We start from the raw sequence: 19331 nt of genomic DNA, 5'->3' as shown, positions 1-19331 counted from the left end.
TAGCCTTTAAGCTTTAGTATCAGCAGCGACCTGCTTTGATTGCTTATTGAGTTGCTTCTTCAAGCGATGAATTTTTAGCTGAGACCGCATGTGCATATTGCCAAAGACTAACCAAGCAAGGGCAAAGCCTGAAACGAATACAACGCCTAGTAAACTTGATAGGTGGAAGTCACCTTGCGCTAGCAGATAGTTGAAATTCACAGTTGTTTGGTTTTGAGAGCCTAAAGCCAGTGCAATTAGGAAAAGTGCGATAACGGCGACTATTTTTATAATTTTCATAGTTCATCACTCATTGGTTGGTTAGCTGTACGATTATGCAGGAAAATTACTAATCAGACCACCATATTATGGTCATAAAAAAGCGGCATACATTATAGTATGCCGCTTTTCTTAATTCCGATAAGTAGGCTACAGTCCTGAGTTTACTCGTTCGCGTAGCTCTTTACCTGGTTTGAAGTGAGGAACGTATTTGCCTTCCAACTCTACCTTGTCACCAGTTTTAGGATTACGTCCAACACGAGGTTCACGGTAATGCAGAGAAAAACTGCCAAAGCCGCGAATTTCGATTCGATCACCACTTTCTAGTGTTGAAGCCATGTGCTCTAAAATGTCTTTTACAGCGTCTTCAATTTCTTTTGCAGAAAGATGCGTTTGCTCAGCGCATAGTCTTTCAATCAATTCAGACTTAGTCATAGTTACCCTCGTTGGTTTTCTTTTTAGAAATTATAGACCTATCGGAAAAATAAGCAAAAAAAAAGGAGCCTTACGGCTCCTTTCTTGGCTATATAGCTATAATTCTCTTAACGAGAAGCTATTATTCGCCTTTAGCAGCTTTGAATGCGTCTGCCATTGCGTTACCGAACGCGCCTTCTTCAGACTTGTTCAGTGAAGCCATTGCTTCTTGCTCATCAGCTTCATCTTTAGCTTTGATAGATAGGTTGATTACGCGGTTCTTACGGTCTACACCAGTGAACTTCGCTTCAACGCTGTCGCCAACGCTTAGGATTAGAGATGCATCTTCGATACGGTCGCGAGAAACTTCAGAAGCGCGGATGTAACCTTCAACGCCTTCGATTAGCTCGATAGTAGCGCCTTTCGCGTCAACTGCAGTAACAGTACCGTTTACAAGAACACCTTTCTTGTTGTCAGCAACGTATGCGTTGAACGGGTCGTTTTCCATTTGCTTAACGCCAAGAGAAATACGCTCACGCTCTGCATCTACTGCTAGAACAACAGCAGAGATTTCGTCGCCTTTCTTGTATTCACGTACAGCTTCTTCGCCGGCAGCGTTCCAAGAAATGTCAGATAGGTGTACAAGACCGTCGATACCGCCTTCTAGACCGATGAAGATACCAAAGTCAGTGATAGACTTGATCTTACCAGTAACTTTGTCGCCCTTAGCTTGCATTTCTGCAAATGACTGCCATGGGTTAGCTTTACACTGTTTCAGACCTAGAGAGATACGACGACGTTCTTCGTCGATATCAAGAACCATAACCTCAACTTCGTCGCCAACATTAACAACTTTAGAAGGGTGGATGTTCTTGTTAGTCCAATCCATTTCAGAAACGTGTACTAGACCTTCAACGCCTTCTTCGATCTCAACGAAGCAGCCGTAGTCAGTTAGGTTTGTAACACGACCAGAAAGCTTGTGACCTTCAGGGTAACGCTTAGCGATTGCTACCCATGGATCTTCGCCTAGTTGCTTAAGACCTAGTGAAACACGAGTGCGCTCACGATCGAACTTAAGAACTTTAACTAGGATTTCGTCACCAACGTTAACGATCTCTGATGGGTGCTTAACGCGCTTCCAAGCCATATCTGTGATATGTAGAAGACCGTCAACACCGCCAAGGTCAACGAATGCACCGTAGTCAGTAAGGTTCTTAACGATACCTTTAACTTCAGTACCTTCTTGTAGAGTTTCAAGAAGTTCGTCACGCTCAACACTGTTTTCAGATTCGATAACAGCACGACGAGAAACAACAACGTTGTTACGCTTCTGGTCTAGCTTGATTACTTTGAACTCTAGCTCTTTGTTTTCTAGGTGAGCAGTGTCACGGATAGGACGTACGTCTACTAGAGAACCTGGAAGGAAAGCACGGATACCGTTAAGTTCAACAGTGAAACCGCCTTTAACTTTACCGTTGATGATACCAACAACAGTTTCAGCTTCTTCGCAAGCTTTCTCAAGTACGATCCAAGCTTCGTGGCGCTTAGCTTTCTCACGAGAAAGTTGAGTCTCACCGAAACCATCTTCAACAGCGTCTAGAGCTACGTCTACTTCAGCACCAACTTCAACTTCAAGTTCGCCAGCAGCGTTCTTGAATTGTTCAGCAGGAATAGCAGATTCAGACTTAAGACCAGCGTCTACAAGAACGAAACCGTTCTCGATAGCTACTACAGTACCTTTAACGATGCTGCCTTGTTGGAATTCAGTTTCAGATAGAAACTCTTCAAAGAGTTGAGCAAAAGATTCAGTCATTATTTAATCTTCAATAATTAAACGTCCATGGGTATCCTACCGCATGGGGTTGATAAATTCGCCGGTCATCATCCTTGCGACCAACGTTCGTACTAGCTCGGCGAAATTACCCAGCCAGTTTCGATTCAATATAGTGTAGTGCTTTTTCTACTACCTGCTCAATATTCATTGAGGTGGAGTCAAGCACTAGAGCATCCTCTGCAGGGCGAAGTGGCGCCACTGGGCGATTACGATCTCGATCGTCTCGCTCTTGGATCTCGCTCAAAAGGTCGTCAAATTTAACATCTAACCCCTTCTGTTGCAACTGTTTAAGGCGGCGACTCGCACGCTCTTCAGCACTTGCATCTAAAAATATTTTCGCTTCAGCTTCAGGAAACACAACCGTTCCCATGTCACGGCCATCGGCAACCAAGCCAGGCGCAGCGCTGAATGCACGTTGACGACGAAGCAGTGCTTCTCGAACGCGAGGTAAAGCAGCAACTTTTGAAGCCGCCATGCCAGTCTCTTCTTTACGAAGTTCACCAGACACATCTTCACCTTCTAGGATAACCTTAACTAAGTCGCCTTCAGCAATAAACTGCACGTCTAAGTGTGTAGCAAGCGGTACTAAAGCATCTTCTGATTCTGTATCCACACCATGGTGAATTGCCGCTAAAGCCAATACGCGATAGATCGCGCCTGAATCTAGAAGATGAAAGCCTAGCTTATCTGCTAGTAACATACACAGGGTACCTTTACCTGCACCACTTGGTCCATCAACCGTAATCACTGGGCTTTGAGAAGGCATCTTTTACTCCACGTTTTGTCGTAAGTTTTATTCTGTACTAGCGATTCGCCACTACTTTATAGGCGGCATATTATAGAGAAAAATTGGAAGTCGAGCGAGGTAAATCTCAGATAATTCCGTGTTGATGATGCATAAAAAAATGCAACCAGCTCAATATCCGTTTGCGTAAGTCAATAAGACACCCACGCGCTTATCGATAGCGTACTTTTCGATAGATAGAAAAAAGCCTCGCAACAAGCAAGGCTCTACTGTGTTTTATGATCAGCTCAAAGAAGCTTAGCCAATAATAGCTCGAACCGCTTCTAGGTCTTCAGGTGTGTCAACCCCAGCAGCAGGCGCTTCAGCCGCAACGTCTACGTGGATTTTTTCACCGTACCAAAGCACGCGTAGTTGCTCTAGGCACTCAATTCGTTCTAGGGTACTTGGTTCCCAATTGATGTAGGTATTGATAAAACCCGCTCGGTAAGCATAGATACCAATATGACGAAGCAAAGGCGATTCTGCTGCAGTGCCGTTGTTCGCATAAGCATCGCGATCCCAAGGGATGGTTGCTCGGCTAAAATATAACGCGTAACCGTCTTTATCGGTTACAACTTTAACTGCGTTAGGATTAAACACTTCATCAGCATGAGTAATTTCCACACCTAACGTTGCCATCGGAGCTGTACTGTTCGCAAGGTTATTCGCAACCTGATTAATGATCGCAGGTGGGATAAGTGGCTCATCACCTTGAACATTCACGATAATATGATCATCTGGAATCTTCATAACTTCAATCACTTCAGCTAGACGCTCAGTGCCTGATTCATGATTCGGTGATGTCATACAAACGGTCGCGCCAAATGCTTTAGCCGCTTTTTCAACTCGAGCGTCGTCGGTAGCGATAATAACGTTATCAGCACCTGCCTTCATCGACTGTTCGTATACCCATTGAATCATCGGCTTGCCACCAATGTCAGCCAGAGGCTTACCTGGTAAACGGCTCGATTGGTATCTTGCAGGTATAACAACCGTATAAGACATTACTTACCCTCATCCATTGAAACGGTGCGAGCTTCAGGTTCTAAAAGAACAGGAATACCCTCTTTAATTGGGTAAGCAAGGCGATCAATTTTACAAACAAGCTCTTGCTTATCCTTGTCAAAAGTTAGTTTACCTTTACATACAGGGCAAGCAACGATCTCAAGTAGACGGTGATCCATAGTATTCCATAACCTCTTTTATTCTTTTTAAAATTTGCTGTTGCGAATCTTCATCAAACTGCGCAGAAACTGGAAGATACCACCAGTTATCTTGAGCATATTCTTCGCATTTTACAGCGTCTTTTTCTGTCATAATCAGATTCATGCCTTTCTTAGCTAAGGCATGAAGTTCATCTTTATCAAAATCTTGATGGTCAGCGAAACCCTGTGTGAACACCACATCACCATCAAGATCTTCCAATGTCTTAAAAAAGCGCGGTGGGTGGCCAATACCGGCAAAAGCCACCAGCTTCTGTAATTCTGAAACAGACCTTTTTTGGCCTGTCTTCAGATTAACCGCTTGGCTTGGAAGCAAAGACATCGAGAACTCTCGCCCATGCGCTTTACCGCCATTATTCACCAAAAAGTCAACTTCATCTAAACGAGATACAGGCTCTCGTAATGGACCTAAAGGAATCAAGCTCTCGCTACCAAAGCGTCTTGCGCCGTCGATAACTGCAAATTCAATATCGCGTTCAAGCGCGTAATGCTGAAGGCCATCATCAGTGATGATGACATTCACCCCTTCGCTCAGTAGAGCTTTCACCGCATTCGCGCGCACAGGGTCGACCGCAACAGGAGCTCCTGTTCGCTTTCGGATCAAACGAGGTTCATCACCAGAGTGTTCTGCTGGCGTATTCTCATCCAAAACCAGCGGATAGCTTGGTGCTTTTGCACCGTAGCCACGAGAAACGACACCAGGCTTAAAACCATTGGCCTGGAGCATCTCAACCAACCAAATTACGACCGGTGTTTTACCATTACCACCAGCGGTAATATTACCAACAACAATTACTGGCAATGGTGGACGGTAAGCCTCTTTCTTCCCCGATAGATAAGCATCACGACGTTGACCGCTGATCATTTTGAACAGCAGACTCAGTGGCCACAACAGCGGCCAGAGAAGGTATTTCAACGGGTGGTTGTTAAACCAAATCTTTTCGATCACAACAAGACCTAATCTTATCCGCTGAACTGAATTCGGTGTAATTGAGCATAGGCGCCATCATGCGCGATTAATTCAGCATGTGCCCCCCTTTCTACAATATGGCCATCATCAACCACTAGAATCTCATCGGCTTGCTCGATGGTAGAGAGTCGGTGTGCAATAACTAATACTGTTTTGTCTTTCTGCAGCTCTTCTAGTGCGGATTGAATCGCTCTCTCTGACTCTGTATCCAGTGCTGATGTTGCCTCATCAAGAATCAAAACAGGTGCATCTCTCAATAGAGCTCGGGCAATCGCAATACGCTGTCTTTGACCACCAGAAAGACTCGCGCCATTTTCACCAACAACCGTATCGATGCCATTTTCCATGCCCTCGATAAATTCGCTTGCATGAGCAAGTTTAGCCGCGTGTTCAATCTGTTCGCGAGTATATTGCTCTTCTGCTGCATAAGCGATGTTGTTCGCGACTGTATCGTTAAATAGATGTACATTTTGGGAAACGAGAGCAAAGTGTTCACGCAAATTTCTCAACTCATAATCACGAATATCGTGACCATCAAGTTCAATTGAGCCTGAGTCTACGTCATAAAAACGAGTAAATAAGTTCGCAATGGTACTCTTGCCAGAACCAGAACGGCCAACAAGTGCGACTGTTTTACCTTTCGGTATATTGAAACTCACCTTATCGAGTGCAGGCTTCTCTGCACCGTCATAAGTAAACGTCACATCTTTTACTGCAACGTCACCGGTTACGGTTTCAGGTTTCAACGTGCCTTTGTTTTGTTCTGTATCTAGATCCATCAAACCAAATAGCGTCGTACTTGCTGCCATACCGCGTTGGAATTCAGATGTTACGTTAGTTAGCGCTTTTAGTGGACGCAACAAACCAAACATTGCAGAGAAGACAACGGTAAACGTACCGGCAGTGAGCTCGGCTTTAATAGAATCAACACTAGCAAGGAATAGAACAACAACAATCGCAACTGATGCGATCATTTGAATAATTGGGTTAGCGGCCGCTTGAGCAGTGATTAGCTTCATGCTTTGTTGGCGCATTTGGTTACTAACTTTATCAAAGCGGTGTTTTTCTAGATCTTGACCACCGTAAGTTAGAACCACTTTATGCCCTTTCAGCATTTGTTCAGCTGAAGAAGCAACATGACCCATGCTGGTTTGCATGTTCTTAGAGATCTTTCTGAATCGCTTCGATACGATACTGATCGCCCACGCCACAAGAGGTGCTACAGCGAATAATACCAAAGACAACTGCCAACTGTTCCAGAACATCAGCGTCAGTAAGCCAATAATACTTGCACCTTCACGAACAATACTGACTAACGCTTTACTGGTTGCTGCAGACACTTGCTCTGAATCGTAAGTAATTCGGGATAGCAGAGCACCAGTCTGTTCTTTATCGAAGAAAGACACAGGCATGTGCATGAAATGGCTGAATATTTTACGACGAATTTCCATAACCACATTGCCAGAGACCCAGCTCAAACAGTAGGTTGAAACAAAACCACTGACACCACGAACGAACATCATGGCAAAGATAATAAGTGGAAGTGTACGTAAAAAGTCAGATTCAGCATTACCAAAGCCTTCATCAAGTAACGGCTTTAGTAAGGAAATCATATAGGTATCAGAAACGGCATTTATAATAAGCGCAATTACCGCAACACCTAGGCCGGCCTTATATAGTCGAATATAAGTCCAAAGTCTTTTAAATGTGACCCAGGTAGTTTCATCTGTTTGTGTTGACATAGAATCGCTTAATTTTCTCACAATAATCTATCTATTCTACTCCCTTACGAAGCATCTGCCTATACCACTGCCCGCCTTGTTGTTCTCTAATCGCATGATATTGCCAACCTTCTTTGCTAAGAGTGATGGTTATTTGTCCGCTTTCTCCAGTATCTAGCCAAGTACTCCCCGCTTCCTGATAGCGTTCAACAACAGACGCACTCGGCATTCCCCACTGATTTCCTTTGGCTAGAGAAGCTATCGCCAGCTGAGGTGACACGGCCTCAATAAACGACTTAATCGATGACGAATCACTGCCATGATGCGGAACCAACATGACATTACTCCTAAGCCGTTCACCTTCACGGGCAAGTAACCACTCACTTACTAGTTCAACATCGCCAGTGAGCAACATCGAGAAATCTGTATTTGAGTCTGATATCTTGACCACGCACGAATGTGGGTTGTACGCCCTCTTCACTTGCTTGGGAGGCCATAACACTTCAAAAACAATACCTTGCCAGTTCCAAACCTCACCAAGAGTACATGCTTGAATATTAGGCAGAGCTGGAGTGGTAGATTGGGGTTGTTGATTAATATTCTGACTGGTTCTTATCCACTTAGGGTTGTAGTTTTCAAGCAACGCTGGATAACCACCAGCATGGTCAGAATCGAAATGACTCACAATCACGCCTTCTAATTCATGAATCCCCCGCTGATTCAAAGTAGGAATCAACAAAGACTCAACAACCGAGCCTCCTGGCCACGCATTGCCAAGATCATAAACAACAATCTGATTGTTCTTTTCCAACACTAAAGACAACCCGTGTCCAACATCCAATATATCGACGGTTAGTTTTTCTTGCTGGGACTTGCTGAATTCCCACCACAGCACAAACAGCGCAATTAGCAATATCGATAGTGCTCGCTTGAGGTATCGACCAACAAAGCCGAAAAACAAAATAAGGAATACAAATAACTCAATTGTATGATTATCGACTTGAATCCAAAATCGCTCAGAGAAAGGAAGGCTATATACGAGAGGCTCAAGCGACAAGTCGACCAACTTCCACAGTTGGCTAACAAAACCATTCTCTATCACTCCGAGTTCAAGCGTACTAGACACTGACTCCGGTATTAAGCTAAGAAACATTGCCATAAACAATAGCGGGATCGTCACCATCGATACCCAAGGCAAAAGGAGTAAATTGTAAAAAACAGAGACTAAACTGATCCCTTTGAAAAACAGCATGGAAAACGGCATTAGCAGGAGCGTAAGCATCAGTTGGATCTTCATGAGCAACAATACTCGGTCGAAAAATGTAGAGACTGAAGATGAAGGCTGACAATTTAAAGCGATATATAGAACGGCGCCCAATGCACCAAAGGACAACCAAAGACTGCTCGACAAGACTGAAAACGGCCAAATCAGCAGAACCACGCACAGACTTAAAGCGACATACCGAAGCAAACTGATATTCTGCCCACGCCACAAAAAATAACTGGCGATGACGCACATCACTAAAGCTCTTAAAGTTGGCAGCGTGAACCCAGCAAACCAACTATAGAAATAGGCCAAACTGAGCCCGAACATCGTAGGAAGCCAAAGATATGAAGGTGAAAGTAACCTGAATATCTTGCCTAACTGATAACCGAAACCAAAGGCAATCCCGATATGGAGTCCCGAGATAGCCATCAAATGAATTAAGCCACTACTTTTAAGTAAATCCCACCGCTGAGGATGAATGAGCTCCCGATACCCAAAGCTTAAAGCCATAATGAGGTCTTGGTTTGTCAGCCGACTTAACCTTTCAAGGCTGGTTTCAAACCATAGGGCTCGCAAGTTGGCGCTAGAGTGTATTCGATATTTGGTATCGGCCCTGTAAGTTGCATTGGCAACCACGCCTGCACTAAACAAGTACTTTTCTAAATCAAAGCCTGCTTCATTGAGTTTGCCCCATACAGGCTTTATGGACACAGATAAATTGACATCATCTCCAAGCGTTAACTTAAAAGGGGTGAATAAACGCAATTTTATCAATTGAGGAGAGATTAATTTTTCGCCGCTAATTGATCTGGCTACTATTACGCTTTCAAAACCGTGGCTATTTTCACTAAAAAGGCTAACAACCGAAGCATTTATGGTAGTATTCTGCCCTGATTGGAATAAGCGACTCGTTTGTATTTCAATCGCATTCCCTAGGCAGATAACTAGTATCAATGCTGTTACTGGACCTCTTGCACTCCGGAAAACGCTATACTTTGTTGATGCTAGCAGTAGCAACAGCATCAATGGTGCCCAAACCCAATGTGGCATCACAGGCCAGAAGCTGGCAGACACAACTGTCGCAGCAAATGAAATCAAGAACCAAGTGTTAAACAAGAGAGTAGCTTCCTCCTATGCCAAGAAAGTTTATCAAACGATTTATGCCTGACCATGAGTTAATCAAGCGTCAGAAAGCATTGAAAGTTTTTGGCAATGTTTTGTACAACCCAAACTTATGGTGCCTTAATCGTCGCTCTGCGGCTGGCGCGTTCGCTGTTGGGTTATTCATGGCGTTTGTCCCTCTACCAAGTCAAATGATTATGTCTGCAGGCCTTGCCGTCGCATGTGGCGTTAATCTGCCTCTGGCTGTCGCACTTGTTTGGATCAGTAACCCGGTCACCATGCCCGTTCTCTTCTACTTTGCTTATAAAGTCGGGGCGTTTGTTATGCATGTTCCGCCGCAAGCCTTTCACTTCGAGCTGTCTTGGGACTTCATCTTGGCGCAGATGAGCACCATTGGGCCTCCGTTCTTATTGGGTTGTCTGATTTGTGGGGTGGTTTCAGCAATGACTGGCTACTTTGGTATTCGCGGTTTATGGCGTTACTCAGTAGTAAGAAGTTGGAAGAAGCGACAAGCAAGGTACTGAACGACCGTTCCTTGTCATTCAATCTAACCTTGTATGCGCTTCACTTAAAATGCACACAAGTTAAAATCAGATGAGCCGCTGACCTCTGCAAGATTGGCATGTAACGAAAGTCGTAATGAACACGAATTGAATTCAATAAAAAGGATCCCATTGGGATCCTTTTTTGTATCTACTAGAGAACTGACTGCTAATTATTTAGAACTAAGCACCGAGGCCGGATTTAACTTCGCCGCTCGTGATGCTGGATACCAAGTCGCCAGCAAACTCAACACAATCGCAGTACCGGACACAACAACAACATCCGTCATATCCAATTGTGATGGCAAAAAGTCGACAAAGTAAATGTCACCGGACAAGAACTGGTGATCGACAAGCTTTTCAAGCCCTTTAATAAGCGTAGTGAGGTTAAGTGCCACCAACACACCTATCGCACTCCCCACTAAACTGCCTAACACACCTGAGAATACGCCCTGCCAAACAAAGATGCGCTTTACTAGACCATCTGATGCACCCATGGTTCTTAAGATCGCGATCTCTGATGCTCTGTCTTTCACTGCCATCATTAAAGTCGAGACAATATTGAAACAAGCGACGCCAATAACCAGTACCATCACCAGGTACATGATGGTGCGAACCAATTGGATATCTCGATACAAGAAGCCAAACTTCTGTTGCCAGCTTCGTAGATACACGTACACATCAAGCTGATTGCCCACTTCGCGCACAATAGAGTTCGCGTTCAGCACATCGGTCACTTTTAAAGAGACTCCAGTCACCGCTTCACCTAAGTTTGCGTAGACTTGAGCATCACCAATAGGGATTAGAGCCAAGCTGTGGTCTATCTGACCATTAAGCGTCAGCAAACCCACCACTTTCACTCGAACACGTTTTGGCGCCTGAACCTTCACAGAACCATTCACCGTTGGAATCATCAAAGTCAGATAATCACCGACTTTAGCGCCAAGCACATCTGCTACACCTGAGCCCAAGATGATCTGTTGTTGCCCCGACTTAAATTCACTCCAAGCTTGTTTATCGATGAAGTTAGACAAGCTCGAGACTTCTTGCTCACGCTTAGGGTCAACGCCGCGCACTTCGATCGCTTTCAACTCTTTGCCCTTTTCAGCAAGCGCTGTAATTTTTACATAAGGCGCAGCTGCCACAACCTTGTCGTTTTTTTCGGACTGTTCGATCACATGTTCCCAGCGAGTTACTGGCTCGTTCACGCCCTCAAACTCACCGTGTGGAATAACAGAAAGCACGCGTGATTCAAGCTCACGCTCAAAACCATTCATGGCCGACAGGCCGATAATGATCACGGCGACACCAACCGCAATGCCGATTGTCGAAGACAAAGAGATGAACGACACCATCTTGTCTCGCTGTTTCGCTCGGCTAAATCGACCACCTATCAATAGAGATAAAGAAGAAAACACTTAGCTCTCCTCTTTTTCTACGTTAACCAACAAACCATCTTGCATGTGAAGTTGACGGTCCATCTTGCCCGCAAGTTCACCATCGTGGGTTACCACCAAGAAAGCAGTATCGTATTCACGGTTGAGCTCACGCATTAAGTCGTAAATTGACAGTGCGGTATTGTGGTCAAGGTTACCAGTCGGCTCATCAGCTAAAACTAAAGCAGGTTTGTTTACCAATGCACGAGCAATTGCCACACGCTGTCTTTCACCACCAGAAAGTTCTGAAGGTCGGTGATCAACACGGTGGCTTAACCCAACTTTATCAAGTAACAGTTGAGCTTCTTGTTTTGCTTTCGCAGGTTTCTCGCCGCCAATAAGTAACGGCATTGCTACGTTTTCTAACGCTGAAAAGTCAGATAGAAGATGATGGAACTGATAGACAAAGCCAAGATGTTGGTTGCGAAGCTTAGCCTGCTTATTCGAGCTCAGAGATGCTAAATCTTGACCAAGAAAACTCACACTGCCCGCAGAAGCATCATCCAATGCCCCTAAAATATGCAATAACGTACTTTTACCCGACCCAGAGGTACCGATGATTGCTACTAGCTCACCCTTTTCGATTTCAAAGCTGACTCCCTTGAGCACCTCAGTATCTAACGAGCCTTCACGGTACGTTTTACGGATATCATTACATTGAAGAAAATTACTCATAACGAAGGGCCTCAGCAGGTTTCACAGACGATGCACGATAAGAAGGGAATACAGTAGCAATCAGGCTAAGTGCAATAGCCAGAACCACAACAACAGCGATTTGAATTGGGTTAATCAGAATTGGTAGCTGGCCACCAAATGAGAATAGAGCAACGCCCATCGCCTCTAAAATAGCATTAAGGTTCATCGCTAGGGCAACGCCTAACACACCACCAGAGAGTGCGCCAATCACGCCACTACTTGCGCCTTGAACCATGAAGATCCCCATGACTTGACCATCAGTCATGCCTTGGGTCTTAAGAATCGCGACTTCAGATTGCTTCTCCATCACCACCATAATAAGCGCGGAAATAATATTAAATGCAGCAACACCGATGATAAGACCAAGCATCAAGCCCATCATATTCTTTTCCATGCGCACCGCTTGAAACAGCTCGCCACGTTGGTCTCGCCAATCACTCCACAACCAACCTTCAGGTAATGGTTGAGTCGATAATTCTGCGACTTCAAACGGGTCTTCAAAAAATAGTCTCCAGCCTGAAATGGTATCTGATTTGTAGCGCATCAAACGCCCAGCATCTTTAATATCTGTCACCATCAATTGAGCATCGATATCAGAGCCAGTATTAAAAATACCAGCAACAGTGAAATTTCGTTGGCTTGGAATACGACCTAATGGTGTGTATTGGCTAGCGCTGGTCACCATCAGGCGAACTTTGTCACCCATCGATACTTTTAGGTTTCTCGCCAAAGTATGACCGAGGAACAATTGATATTGTCCCGCTTTAAGTGAAGACAATCGACCTGCAATTAAGTGGTTCTGAAGAGGGTCATCTGAATTAGGCTCAATGCCGATTAACAGCCCTGCAGATAACTGAGCCGGACTCTGAATTACCGCCTCACTGCGCACAATCGGCTCAACGTGACCATTAAGAGACATTTGCTCTGCAAAATTAGGCGCTTGAGCAGAAAGAGAGGTGGTGCCGCCTTGCTCATAAACCACGGCCTGAGGAAGAACACCAAGAATTCGGTCTTTTAACTGCGCTTCGAATCCATTCATTACCGATAAAACAGTAACCAAAGACAGCACACCAATGGTGATACCTGCCGTCGACATATAAGAAACAAAACGGCTAAAGCGATCACCTGAACGGCCTTTCAAATAGCGTAGGCCAACAAACAACGAAATAGGATGAAACATACTTTGAACCATCTAAAGGGGATGCGGGTTAATGTAACGGGTATTGCTGTTACTGTGTAGGGGTTAATTGAAAATATAGAGTGAATTAACTCAATTAGTTAGGCTTGAAAAACAGAACCTTGTCAAATTGCCAAATTTCAAACAACTATTTGAGACTTTCAATTAACTGACCTTGATTACTGCGGCCACATAGCGATAATCAATAGATCACTTCAAGGAACTAACGCATGACAGAACAAGAGTTTTTCACCGTTCACCATAGCCTTACCGCTAATATTGAACCAATGGACAGCGGCTTCACTTTACCCTCTCAAATTCAATTCGAATCTGAGATCCCAGCACCATTTGTGGTGGCAAGTGAATTTAGCCAATTGGATCTGTTAGCTGACAGCGCTCGTGCTGAACTGAAAAACAGCGACTTGAAGAATGTCACCAGTTTATTGGATGCACAAAACTCGAAATTAAACCTCTTGTTGAGCTTTATGTTATCGCAGCAAGATGATGAGAAATTTCGTACCCACACCTATTCATTTGGTGCGAGTCAGTTTTCCTGCTTTTCAAAAGTAGACATCGAACCGGGTCGCTTAGTAAAAGCCAAACTTTTCCTAGAGCACCCAGCAGCAGCCATTTATTGCTACGCAGAAGTATTTGCTAGCGAAGCGAAAGACTCAGGTTTCGAAATCAAATTTAAATACGCTCATCTTCGCGATACCGACCAAGACCTGCTAATTAAAGCGGCACTTCATCAACAACAGAAACTCTTGCGTCAACGCTCTCTAGACCGAGATAACAAGTAAATTAACATGACCAAAAAATCCATATTTACACTACCTAAACTTAAAGGTGCCGGTGACAAAAAGCACATCGGTAATCTAGTCGGTTCGTCTCTCGCTCTTGCCATTGCCAAACTTGCAGAGCAACACAACAGTCATACAGTATTGGCTGTACCGGACCCACAAGTTGCGCTTAAGCTACAATCTGAAATTGAACAGTTTACGGCACATGAAGTCGCACTATTCCCAGACTGGGAAACACTGCCTTACGACAGCTTTTCGCCGCACCAAGAGATCATATCAGATCGTATCGCACGCCTTTATGCTTTGCCGACGTTAAAAGATGGCATCACGATCGTTCCGATCAGCACATTATTGCAACGCCAGTCACCGCGCGACTTTTTGCTGCAGCACACTCTAATGGTGAAAACGGGCGATCTCTACTCGCTTGAGAAACTGCGCTTGCAGCTTGAAAAGTCAGGTTATCGTTACGTTGATCAAGTGTTTGGCCCAGGTGAATACGCAAGCCGTGGTTCCATTCTCGACCTATTCCCAATGGGCAGTAAAGACCCATATCGTATAGACTTCTTTGATGACGAAATCGATACGATTCGTACCTTCGATCCTGAGAATCAACGCTCTATCGAAGATATCTCCGAGATTCGCCTTCTACCTGCTCATGAGTTTCCAACCTCGGAAACAGCGATTGAAGATTTCCGTATTCGTTGGCGCCAACAGTTTGATGCGCGCCGCGAACCAGAATCGGTTTATATGCAGGTTTCAAAAGGGACTTGGCCTGCTGGTATTGAGTATTGGCAACCGCTGTTCTTCGATCACACAGAAACCTTGTTTGATTACGTTGCCGATGAAGCGCAACTCTTAGTTCTTGGTGACGTAGAAACAGCTGTTGATTCTTTCCTTGCTGATGTTGCTCACAGATACGAACAGCGCGGTGTTGATCCATTACGACCACTGCTGACACCTGAACAACTATGGCTAAAAAAAGACGAGCTATTCGCACACTTCAAACAGAAGCCACAAGTCAACCTAAGCCTAGATTCGATTGAAGAGAAAGCAGGCCGCACTAACTTACCGGTCGTGACATTGCCTGACCTCAGTGTTCAACATCAGAATAAAGAGCCACTCGCAAACCTAAGAAAGTTCACTGAAGCCTTCGAAGGCAAAGTGGTTTTTTCAGTTGAGTCTGAAGGTCGCCGTGAGGCTCTGAGTGAGTTGCTTCGAGGAATTAAAGTTCGTCCAAGCGAAGTTGAAAACCTCGACGAAGCGATTAAAGGCAAAGATAAGTTCAGCCTGATCCTTGGCTCTGCTGAACACGGTTTTATCCATGAAGAGCAAAACATCGCCCTTATCTGTGAAAGCGACTTACTTGGCGATCGTGTTGTTCAGCGTCGTAAGAAAGATAAGAAAAGCGTTAATAGCGATACCGTAATTCGCCACTTGGCAGAACTTAAACCGGGTCAGCCTGTTGTGCACATTGACCACGGTATTGGTCGTTACATCGGCTTGCAAACACTCGAAGCCGGCGGCATGAAAACCGAATACGTAACCCTTGAGTATCAAAACGATGCCAAGCTCTACGTGCCAGTTGCGTCTTTGAACTTAATCGGGCGTTACTCTGGTGGCGCTGAAGATTCTGCACCACTGCATAAACTCGGTGGCGAAGCGTGGCAAAAAGCTCGTAAACGCGCCGCAGAGAAAGTCCGTGATGTTGCAGCGGAGCTACTTGATGTTTACGCTAAGCGTGAGCTGAAACCTGGCTACAAATTTGTGCTCGACCGTGGCCAATACGCGACTTTCAAGTCTGGTTTCCCATTTGAAGAAACCGATGACCAAGCGATGGCCATCAATGCTGTTATGTCTGACATGTGCCAAGCAAAAGCCATGGACCGCCTAGTGTGTGGTGATGTGGGCTTTGGTAAGACAGAAGTGGCGATGCGCGCGGCATTCGTGTGTACCGATAACAGCAAGCAAGTGGCGGTTTTAGTCCCTACTACCCTACTTGCGCAGCAACACTTCGAAAACTTCCGCGACCGTTTCGCCAACTTGCCGATTCGTGTTGAAGTTCTATCCCGATTCAAATCAGCTAAAGAGCAGAAGTTGATCATGCAAGATGTCGCCGAGGGTAAGGTCGACATCTTGGTGGGGACTCACAAGCTTCTTTCTAGCGATATTAAGTTTAAAGACCTTGGCTTGCTGGTTGTCGATGAAGAACACCGCTTCGGTGTGCGTCAGAAAGAGAAAGTGAAAGCAATGCGTGCGGATGTCGACATCCTAACGCTCACTGCTACACCAATCCCGCGAACCCTGAACATGGCAATGAGTGGTATGCGTGATTTGTCTATCATCGCAACACCACCCGCACGACGCTTGGCAATTAAAACCTTCGTTCGCGAGAGTGATGATGCGATCGTCAGAGAAGCGGTGCTGCGTGAAATTATGCGTGGTGGGCAGGTTTACTTCCTGCACAACCAAGTCGACACGATTGAGAAAACAGCAGAGTCACTACAGAAGCTGATTCCAGAAGCGCGCGTTACCGTGGCTCATGGCCAGATGCGAGAGCGCGAACTGGAACGCATCATGAATGACTTCTACCACCAGCGCTTTAACTTGTTGGTGTGTACAACCATCATCGAAACCGGTATCGATGTACCAACAGCTAATACCATCTTGATGGACAGAGCCGATAACCTTGGTTTAGCTCAGCTACACCAATTGCGTGGTCGTGTGGGCCGTTCTCACCACCAAGCTTATGCCTACTTGCTAACACCTCCCCCGAAAGCAATGACCAAAGACGCGGTCAAACGATTGGACGCCATTGCTTCACTTGAAGACTTAGGTGCAGGCTTTACGCTAGCAACCCATGACTTAGAGATTCGTGGTGCTGGCGAGCTATTAGGCGATGAGCAAAGTGGTCAAATCCAGTCGGTTGGTTTCACCTTGTACATGGAGATGCTTGAGCAAGCAGTAGAAGCATTGAAAGAAGGTAGAGAGCCTTCACTTGATGATCTATTGCGTGAACAAACTGAAATTGAGATGCGTCTGCCTGCACTATTGCCAGACGACTATATTCCAGACATCAACACGCGTTTATCAACATACAAGCGTATTGCGAGCGTGAGTGACACGGATGAACTTGCAGAGCTAAAAGTCGAGCTTATCGACCGCTTCGGTATTCTTCCTGATGCAACCAAGAACTTATTATCGGTTTCCGAGCTTAAGTTAGCGGCGGCATCTATCAAAGCCAAGAAAATTGAAGCGCACGATAAAGGCGGATTTATCGAATTCTACCCGGATGCTGACATAAACCCGAACTACCTTGTTAAACTGTTGCAATCTCAACCGCAAAAGTTTTCAATGGAAGGACCAACTAAGTTCAAGTTTACGATACCATTGGTCGACAGACGGAAACGAATTCAATTTGTTAGTGATTTATTGGGCGAATTCAGACAAAACTTGCTGCCTTCAGCATAAGACCCAATCCACTGCACATATAAATTATCCAGCCGGTAGTTCGGCTGGAAGACGGAGTAAAAATGAAAAGACTGATCCCACTGCTACTATTGTTCGTCTCACTGCCAAGTTTGGCACAGAGACAATTTGATATAGAAGTGATCATTTTTAAGCGCGCTGTTGATGCAGAAAAAGTAAATGAATCTTGGCCAAACACACAGCCTAAGATTTCACTTGAGCGCGTTGGTTCATTTCAAGATACCCAGTACCGAGCGAGGAAAGGCGTGCAGATGCTTCCTTACTCGGAATACAAGTTAACGCCTCAGAAGGACAAGCTACGCAAACACGCAGGCTTTGAAGTTCTGATGCATACTGCTTGGCGTCAAGGTGACCAAGGTAAAAGTTCAGCACCTGTTTTCCACATTCAAGCAGGTAAAGACTTCTCTAAACGGTTTAATGCCGACGGCTCTGAGAAAGGTGCTGTCACTGCATCAAACCCAGATGGCTTCCAAGAAGAGACTATTGATAAACCGCTTTACGAATTAGACGGCAAGCTACAGATCTACGTACAGCACTATCTATATGCTGAAACGACTCTGGATTTAAAAGCGCCAAGCGTTCGTGAAGTGACGCTGCAAGAACAGCAAATCGAGCTAGACTCGCCAGTAAGTGGTGCAGAGAGCAATGTTCAGGTGGGTAACCTTACTGAGATCTCTCCGACCGTTGAAGTGCAAGAGTTCCTTAAAAGCTACCGCATGGACCAAAAACGTCGCATGCGCAGTACAGAGACTCACTACCTAGACCACCCGCTTCTTGGCATGGTGATTCAAGTACGTCGCGTCGCTCAATAAACCACGTAATCAGTCTTCAGCTAGCAGCTCAACTATTCTTATAGAGAGTGGAACTTGATATAAAGAATTGAAGTTGTATTAAGCATTCAATACGCCCTCCATTGTGAGGGCGTTTTATTAGCCATTACATGTTATTTGGTACGTCCTATGAGCCCAGACTTTCAGATCAATACACAAAATCTAAGCCTCAAAATCATTGAAGCCTCAGATGCTCAAGAGTTTGCTCAGCTGATCAAATCTTCACCGAGTTTATTACCTTGGGTAGATTGGTGCCACGATGAGTTTTCTATCGTCGAAGCCGAGAAGTTTATTCTAGCAACTCGCCTGAACTGGGTGAAAGCCGACGCGTTTGGTTTTGGTATTTTTGAGCGAAAAACCGATAAGCTGGTCGGAATGGTGGCGATCAATGAGCTTTATCACACCTTCAATATGGCGAGTTTAGGTTATTGGGTGAGTGATGACTTTCAAAGGAGAGGAATAGCCAAAGAAGCGATGCTGGCCTTGTTTGAATTTTGCTTTGCGCAACTGAAGTTAACGCGCTTGGAGATTGTCTGCGATACCGAGAACCTACCAAGCCAAAAGCTGATAGAGAAGTGTGGCGCTGAGCGAGAAACCATTGCCAAGAATCGATTTCTGTTTAACGGTAAACCGAAAGATGGCGTGGTTTATTCTGTGCTACCTCCAACCTCTTAACTACTTCAATTAGTTGCAACCAGCGATAGTACTCAATCAACACGATCAAAAAAGAGCTCCGAAGAGCTCTTTTTTATTATCAGCGAAATGCCCTTA

At 45.0% G+C, this 19331-nt stretch carries 17 protein-coding genes; 5 read left to right on the top strand and 12 right to left on the bottom strand.

Annotated features, from left to right (window positions below; translation table 11 throughout):
• Positions 1 to 6 precede the first annotated feature (6 nt).
• The 9 genes from BCV39_RS02975 to BCV39_RS02935 form a co-directional block, all read right to left on the bottom strand.
• Positions 7 to 279 (bottom strand): lipopolysaccharide assembly protein LapA domain-containing protein, encoded by a 273-nt coding sequence (locus tag BCV39_RS02975; protein WP_017066774.1) that lies wholly within the window; start codon positions 277 to 279, stop codon positions 7 to 9.
• A 129-nt stretch (positions 280 to 408) separates the two neighbouring features.
• Complete coding sequence (ihfB, locus tag BCV39_RS02970; RefSeq protein ID WP_010439923.1) at positions 409 to 693, bottom strand: integration host factor subunit beta; 285 nt, start codon at positions 691 to 693, stop codon at positions 409 to 411.
• A gap of 121 nt (positions 694 to 814) precedes the next feature.
• Positions 815 to 2485, bottom strand: coding sequence for a 30S ribosomal protein S1 (rpsA, locus tag BCV39_RS02965; RefSeq protein ID WP_010439921.1), 1671 nt, complete (start codon positions 2483 to 2485; stop codon positions 815 to 817).
• A gap of 106 nt (positions 2486 to 2591) precedes the next feature.
• Positions 2592 to 3272 carry a (d)CMP kinase gene (cmk, locus tag BCV39_RS02960; RefSeq protein WP_017060237.1) on the bottom strand — a complete coding sequence of 227 codons (681 nt, stop codon included), beginning with the start codon at positions 3270 to 3272 and terminating at the stop codon, positions 2592 to 2594.
• Between the two features lie 276 nt (positions 3273 to 3548).
• Positions 3549 to 4295, bottom strand: coding sequence for a 3-deoxy-manno-octulosonate cytidylyltransferase (gene kdsB / locus BCV39_RS02955; RefSeq protein ID WP_009847141.1), 747 nt, complete (start codon positions 4293 to 4295; stop codon positions 3549 to 3551).
• Complete coding sequence (locus BCV39_RS02950; RefSeq protein WP_004736429.1) at positions 4295 to 4474, bottom strand: Trm112 family protein; 180 nt, start codon at positions 4472 to 4474, stop codon at positions 4295 to 4297. Before BCV39_RS02950 ends, kdsB begins: the two co-directional genes overlap by 1 nt.
• Positions 4455 to 5462, bottom strand: coding sequence for a tetraacyldisaccharide 4'-kinase (gene lpxK / locus BCV39_RS02945; RefSeq protein ID WP_102432599.1), 1008 nt, complete (start codon positions 5460 to 5462; stop codon positions 4455 to 4457). Before lpxK ends, BCV39_RS02950 begins: the two co-directional genes overlap by 20 nt.
• Positions 5463 to 5476: 14 nt before the next feature.
• A complete protein-coding gene (msbA, locus tag BCV39_RS02940) occupies positions 5477 to 7225 on the bottom strand; it encodes a lipid A ABC transporter ATP-binding protein/permease MsbA (protein ID WP_102432600.1) in 1749 nt (582 codons plus the stop codon).
• A gap of 31 nt (positions 7226 to 7256) precedes the next feature.
• Positions 7257 to 9587 (bottom strand): DNA internalization-related competence protein ComEC/Rec2, encoded by a 2331-nt coding sequence (locus BCV39_RS02935; protein WP_102432601.1) that lies wholly within the window; start codon positions 9585 to 9587, stop codon positions 7257 to 7259.
• 17 nt (positions 9588 to 9604) lie between these two features.
• Here BCV39_RS02935 and BCV39_RS02930 point away from each other — a divergent pair, with 17 nt between their 5' ends.
• Positions 9605 to 10117: a DUF2062 domain-containing protein gene (locus BCV39_RS02930; protein ID WP_048658288.1), complete on the top strand. Its 513-nt coding sequence runs from the start codon at positions 9605 to 9607 to the stop codon at positions 10115 to 10117.
• 191 nt (positions 10118 to 10308) lie between these two features.
• Here the strand turns inward: BCV39_RS02930 and lolE are convergent, their stop codons facing one another.
• Genes lolE through lolC form a run of 3 tightly spaced genes read right to left on the bottom strand, consistent with a single transcriptional unit; the run spans position 10309 to position 13447 of the window.
• Positions 10309 to 11553, bottom strand: coding sequence for a lipoprotein-releasing ABC transporter permease subunit LolE (lolE, locus tag BCV39_RS02925; RefSeq protein ID WP_102432602.1), 1245 nt, complete (start codon positions 11551 to 11553; stop codon positions 10309 to 10311).
• A complete protein-coding gene (gene lolD, locus BCV39_RS02920) occupies positions 11554 to 12246 on the bottom strand; it encodes a lipoprotein-releasing ABC transporter ATP-binding protein LolD (RefSeq protein WP_048609370.1) in 693 nt (230 codons plus the stop codon). It lies immediately after the preceding gene.
• Positions 12239 to 13447 carry a lipoprotein-releasing ABC transporter permease subunit LolC gene (gene lolC, locus BCV39_RS02915; RefSeq protein WP_102432603.1) on the bottom strand — a complete coding sequence of 403 codons (1209 nt, stop codon included), beginning with the start codon at positions 13445 to 13447 and terminating at the stop codon, positions 12239 to 12241. The genes lolD and lolC overlap by 8 nt, the downstream gene beginning before the upstream one ends.
• A gap of 227 nt (positions 13448 to 13674) precedes the next feature.
• On the opposite strand from lolC, the gene BCV39_RS02910 reads away from it, so the two are divergent.
• The 4 genes from BCV39_RS02910 to BCV39_RS02895 all read left to right on the top strand — a co-directional run bounded on the left by BCV39_RS02910 (position 13675) and on the right by BCV39_RS02895 (position 19235).
• Positions 13675 to 14244, top strand: a complete 570-nt coding sequence (locus BCV39_RS02910; protein WP_048658284.1) for a hypothetical protein — start codon at positions 13675 to 13677, stop codon at positions 14242 to 14244.
• A 6-nt stretch (positions 14245 to 14250) separates the two neighbouring features.
• Positions 14251 to 17712, top strand: a complete 3462-nt coding sequence (gene mfd / locus BCV39_RS02905; protein ID WP_102432604.1) for a transcription-repair coupling factor — start codon at positions 14251 to 14253, stop codon at positions 17710 to 17712.
• 62 nt (positions 17713 to 17774) lie between these two features.
• Positions 17775 to 18542, top strand: a complete 768-nt coding sequence (locus tag BCV39_RS02900; protein WP_102432605.1) for a peptidoglycan binding protein CsiV — start codon at positions 17775 to 17777, stop codon at positions 18540 to 18542.
• A 147-nt stretch (positions 18543 to 18689) separates the two neighbouring features.
• Positions 18690 to 19235, top strand: a complete 546-nt coding sequence (locus BCV39_RS02895; protein ID WP_048658281.1) for a GNAT family protein — start codon at positions 18690 to 18692, stop codon at positions 19233 to 19235.
• Positions 19236 to 19331 lie beyond the last annotated feature (96 nt).

The organism is Vibrio sp. 10N.286.55.E10, assembly GCF_002872555.1.
Lineage (GTDB): Bacteria > Pseudomonadota > Gammaproteobacteria > Enterobacterales > Vibrionaceae > Vibrio > Vibrio crassostreae.
This window is presented reverse-complemented; position numbering and strand designations above follow the sequence as displayed.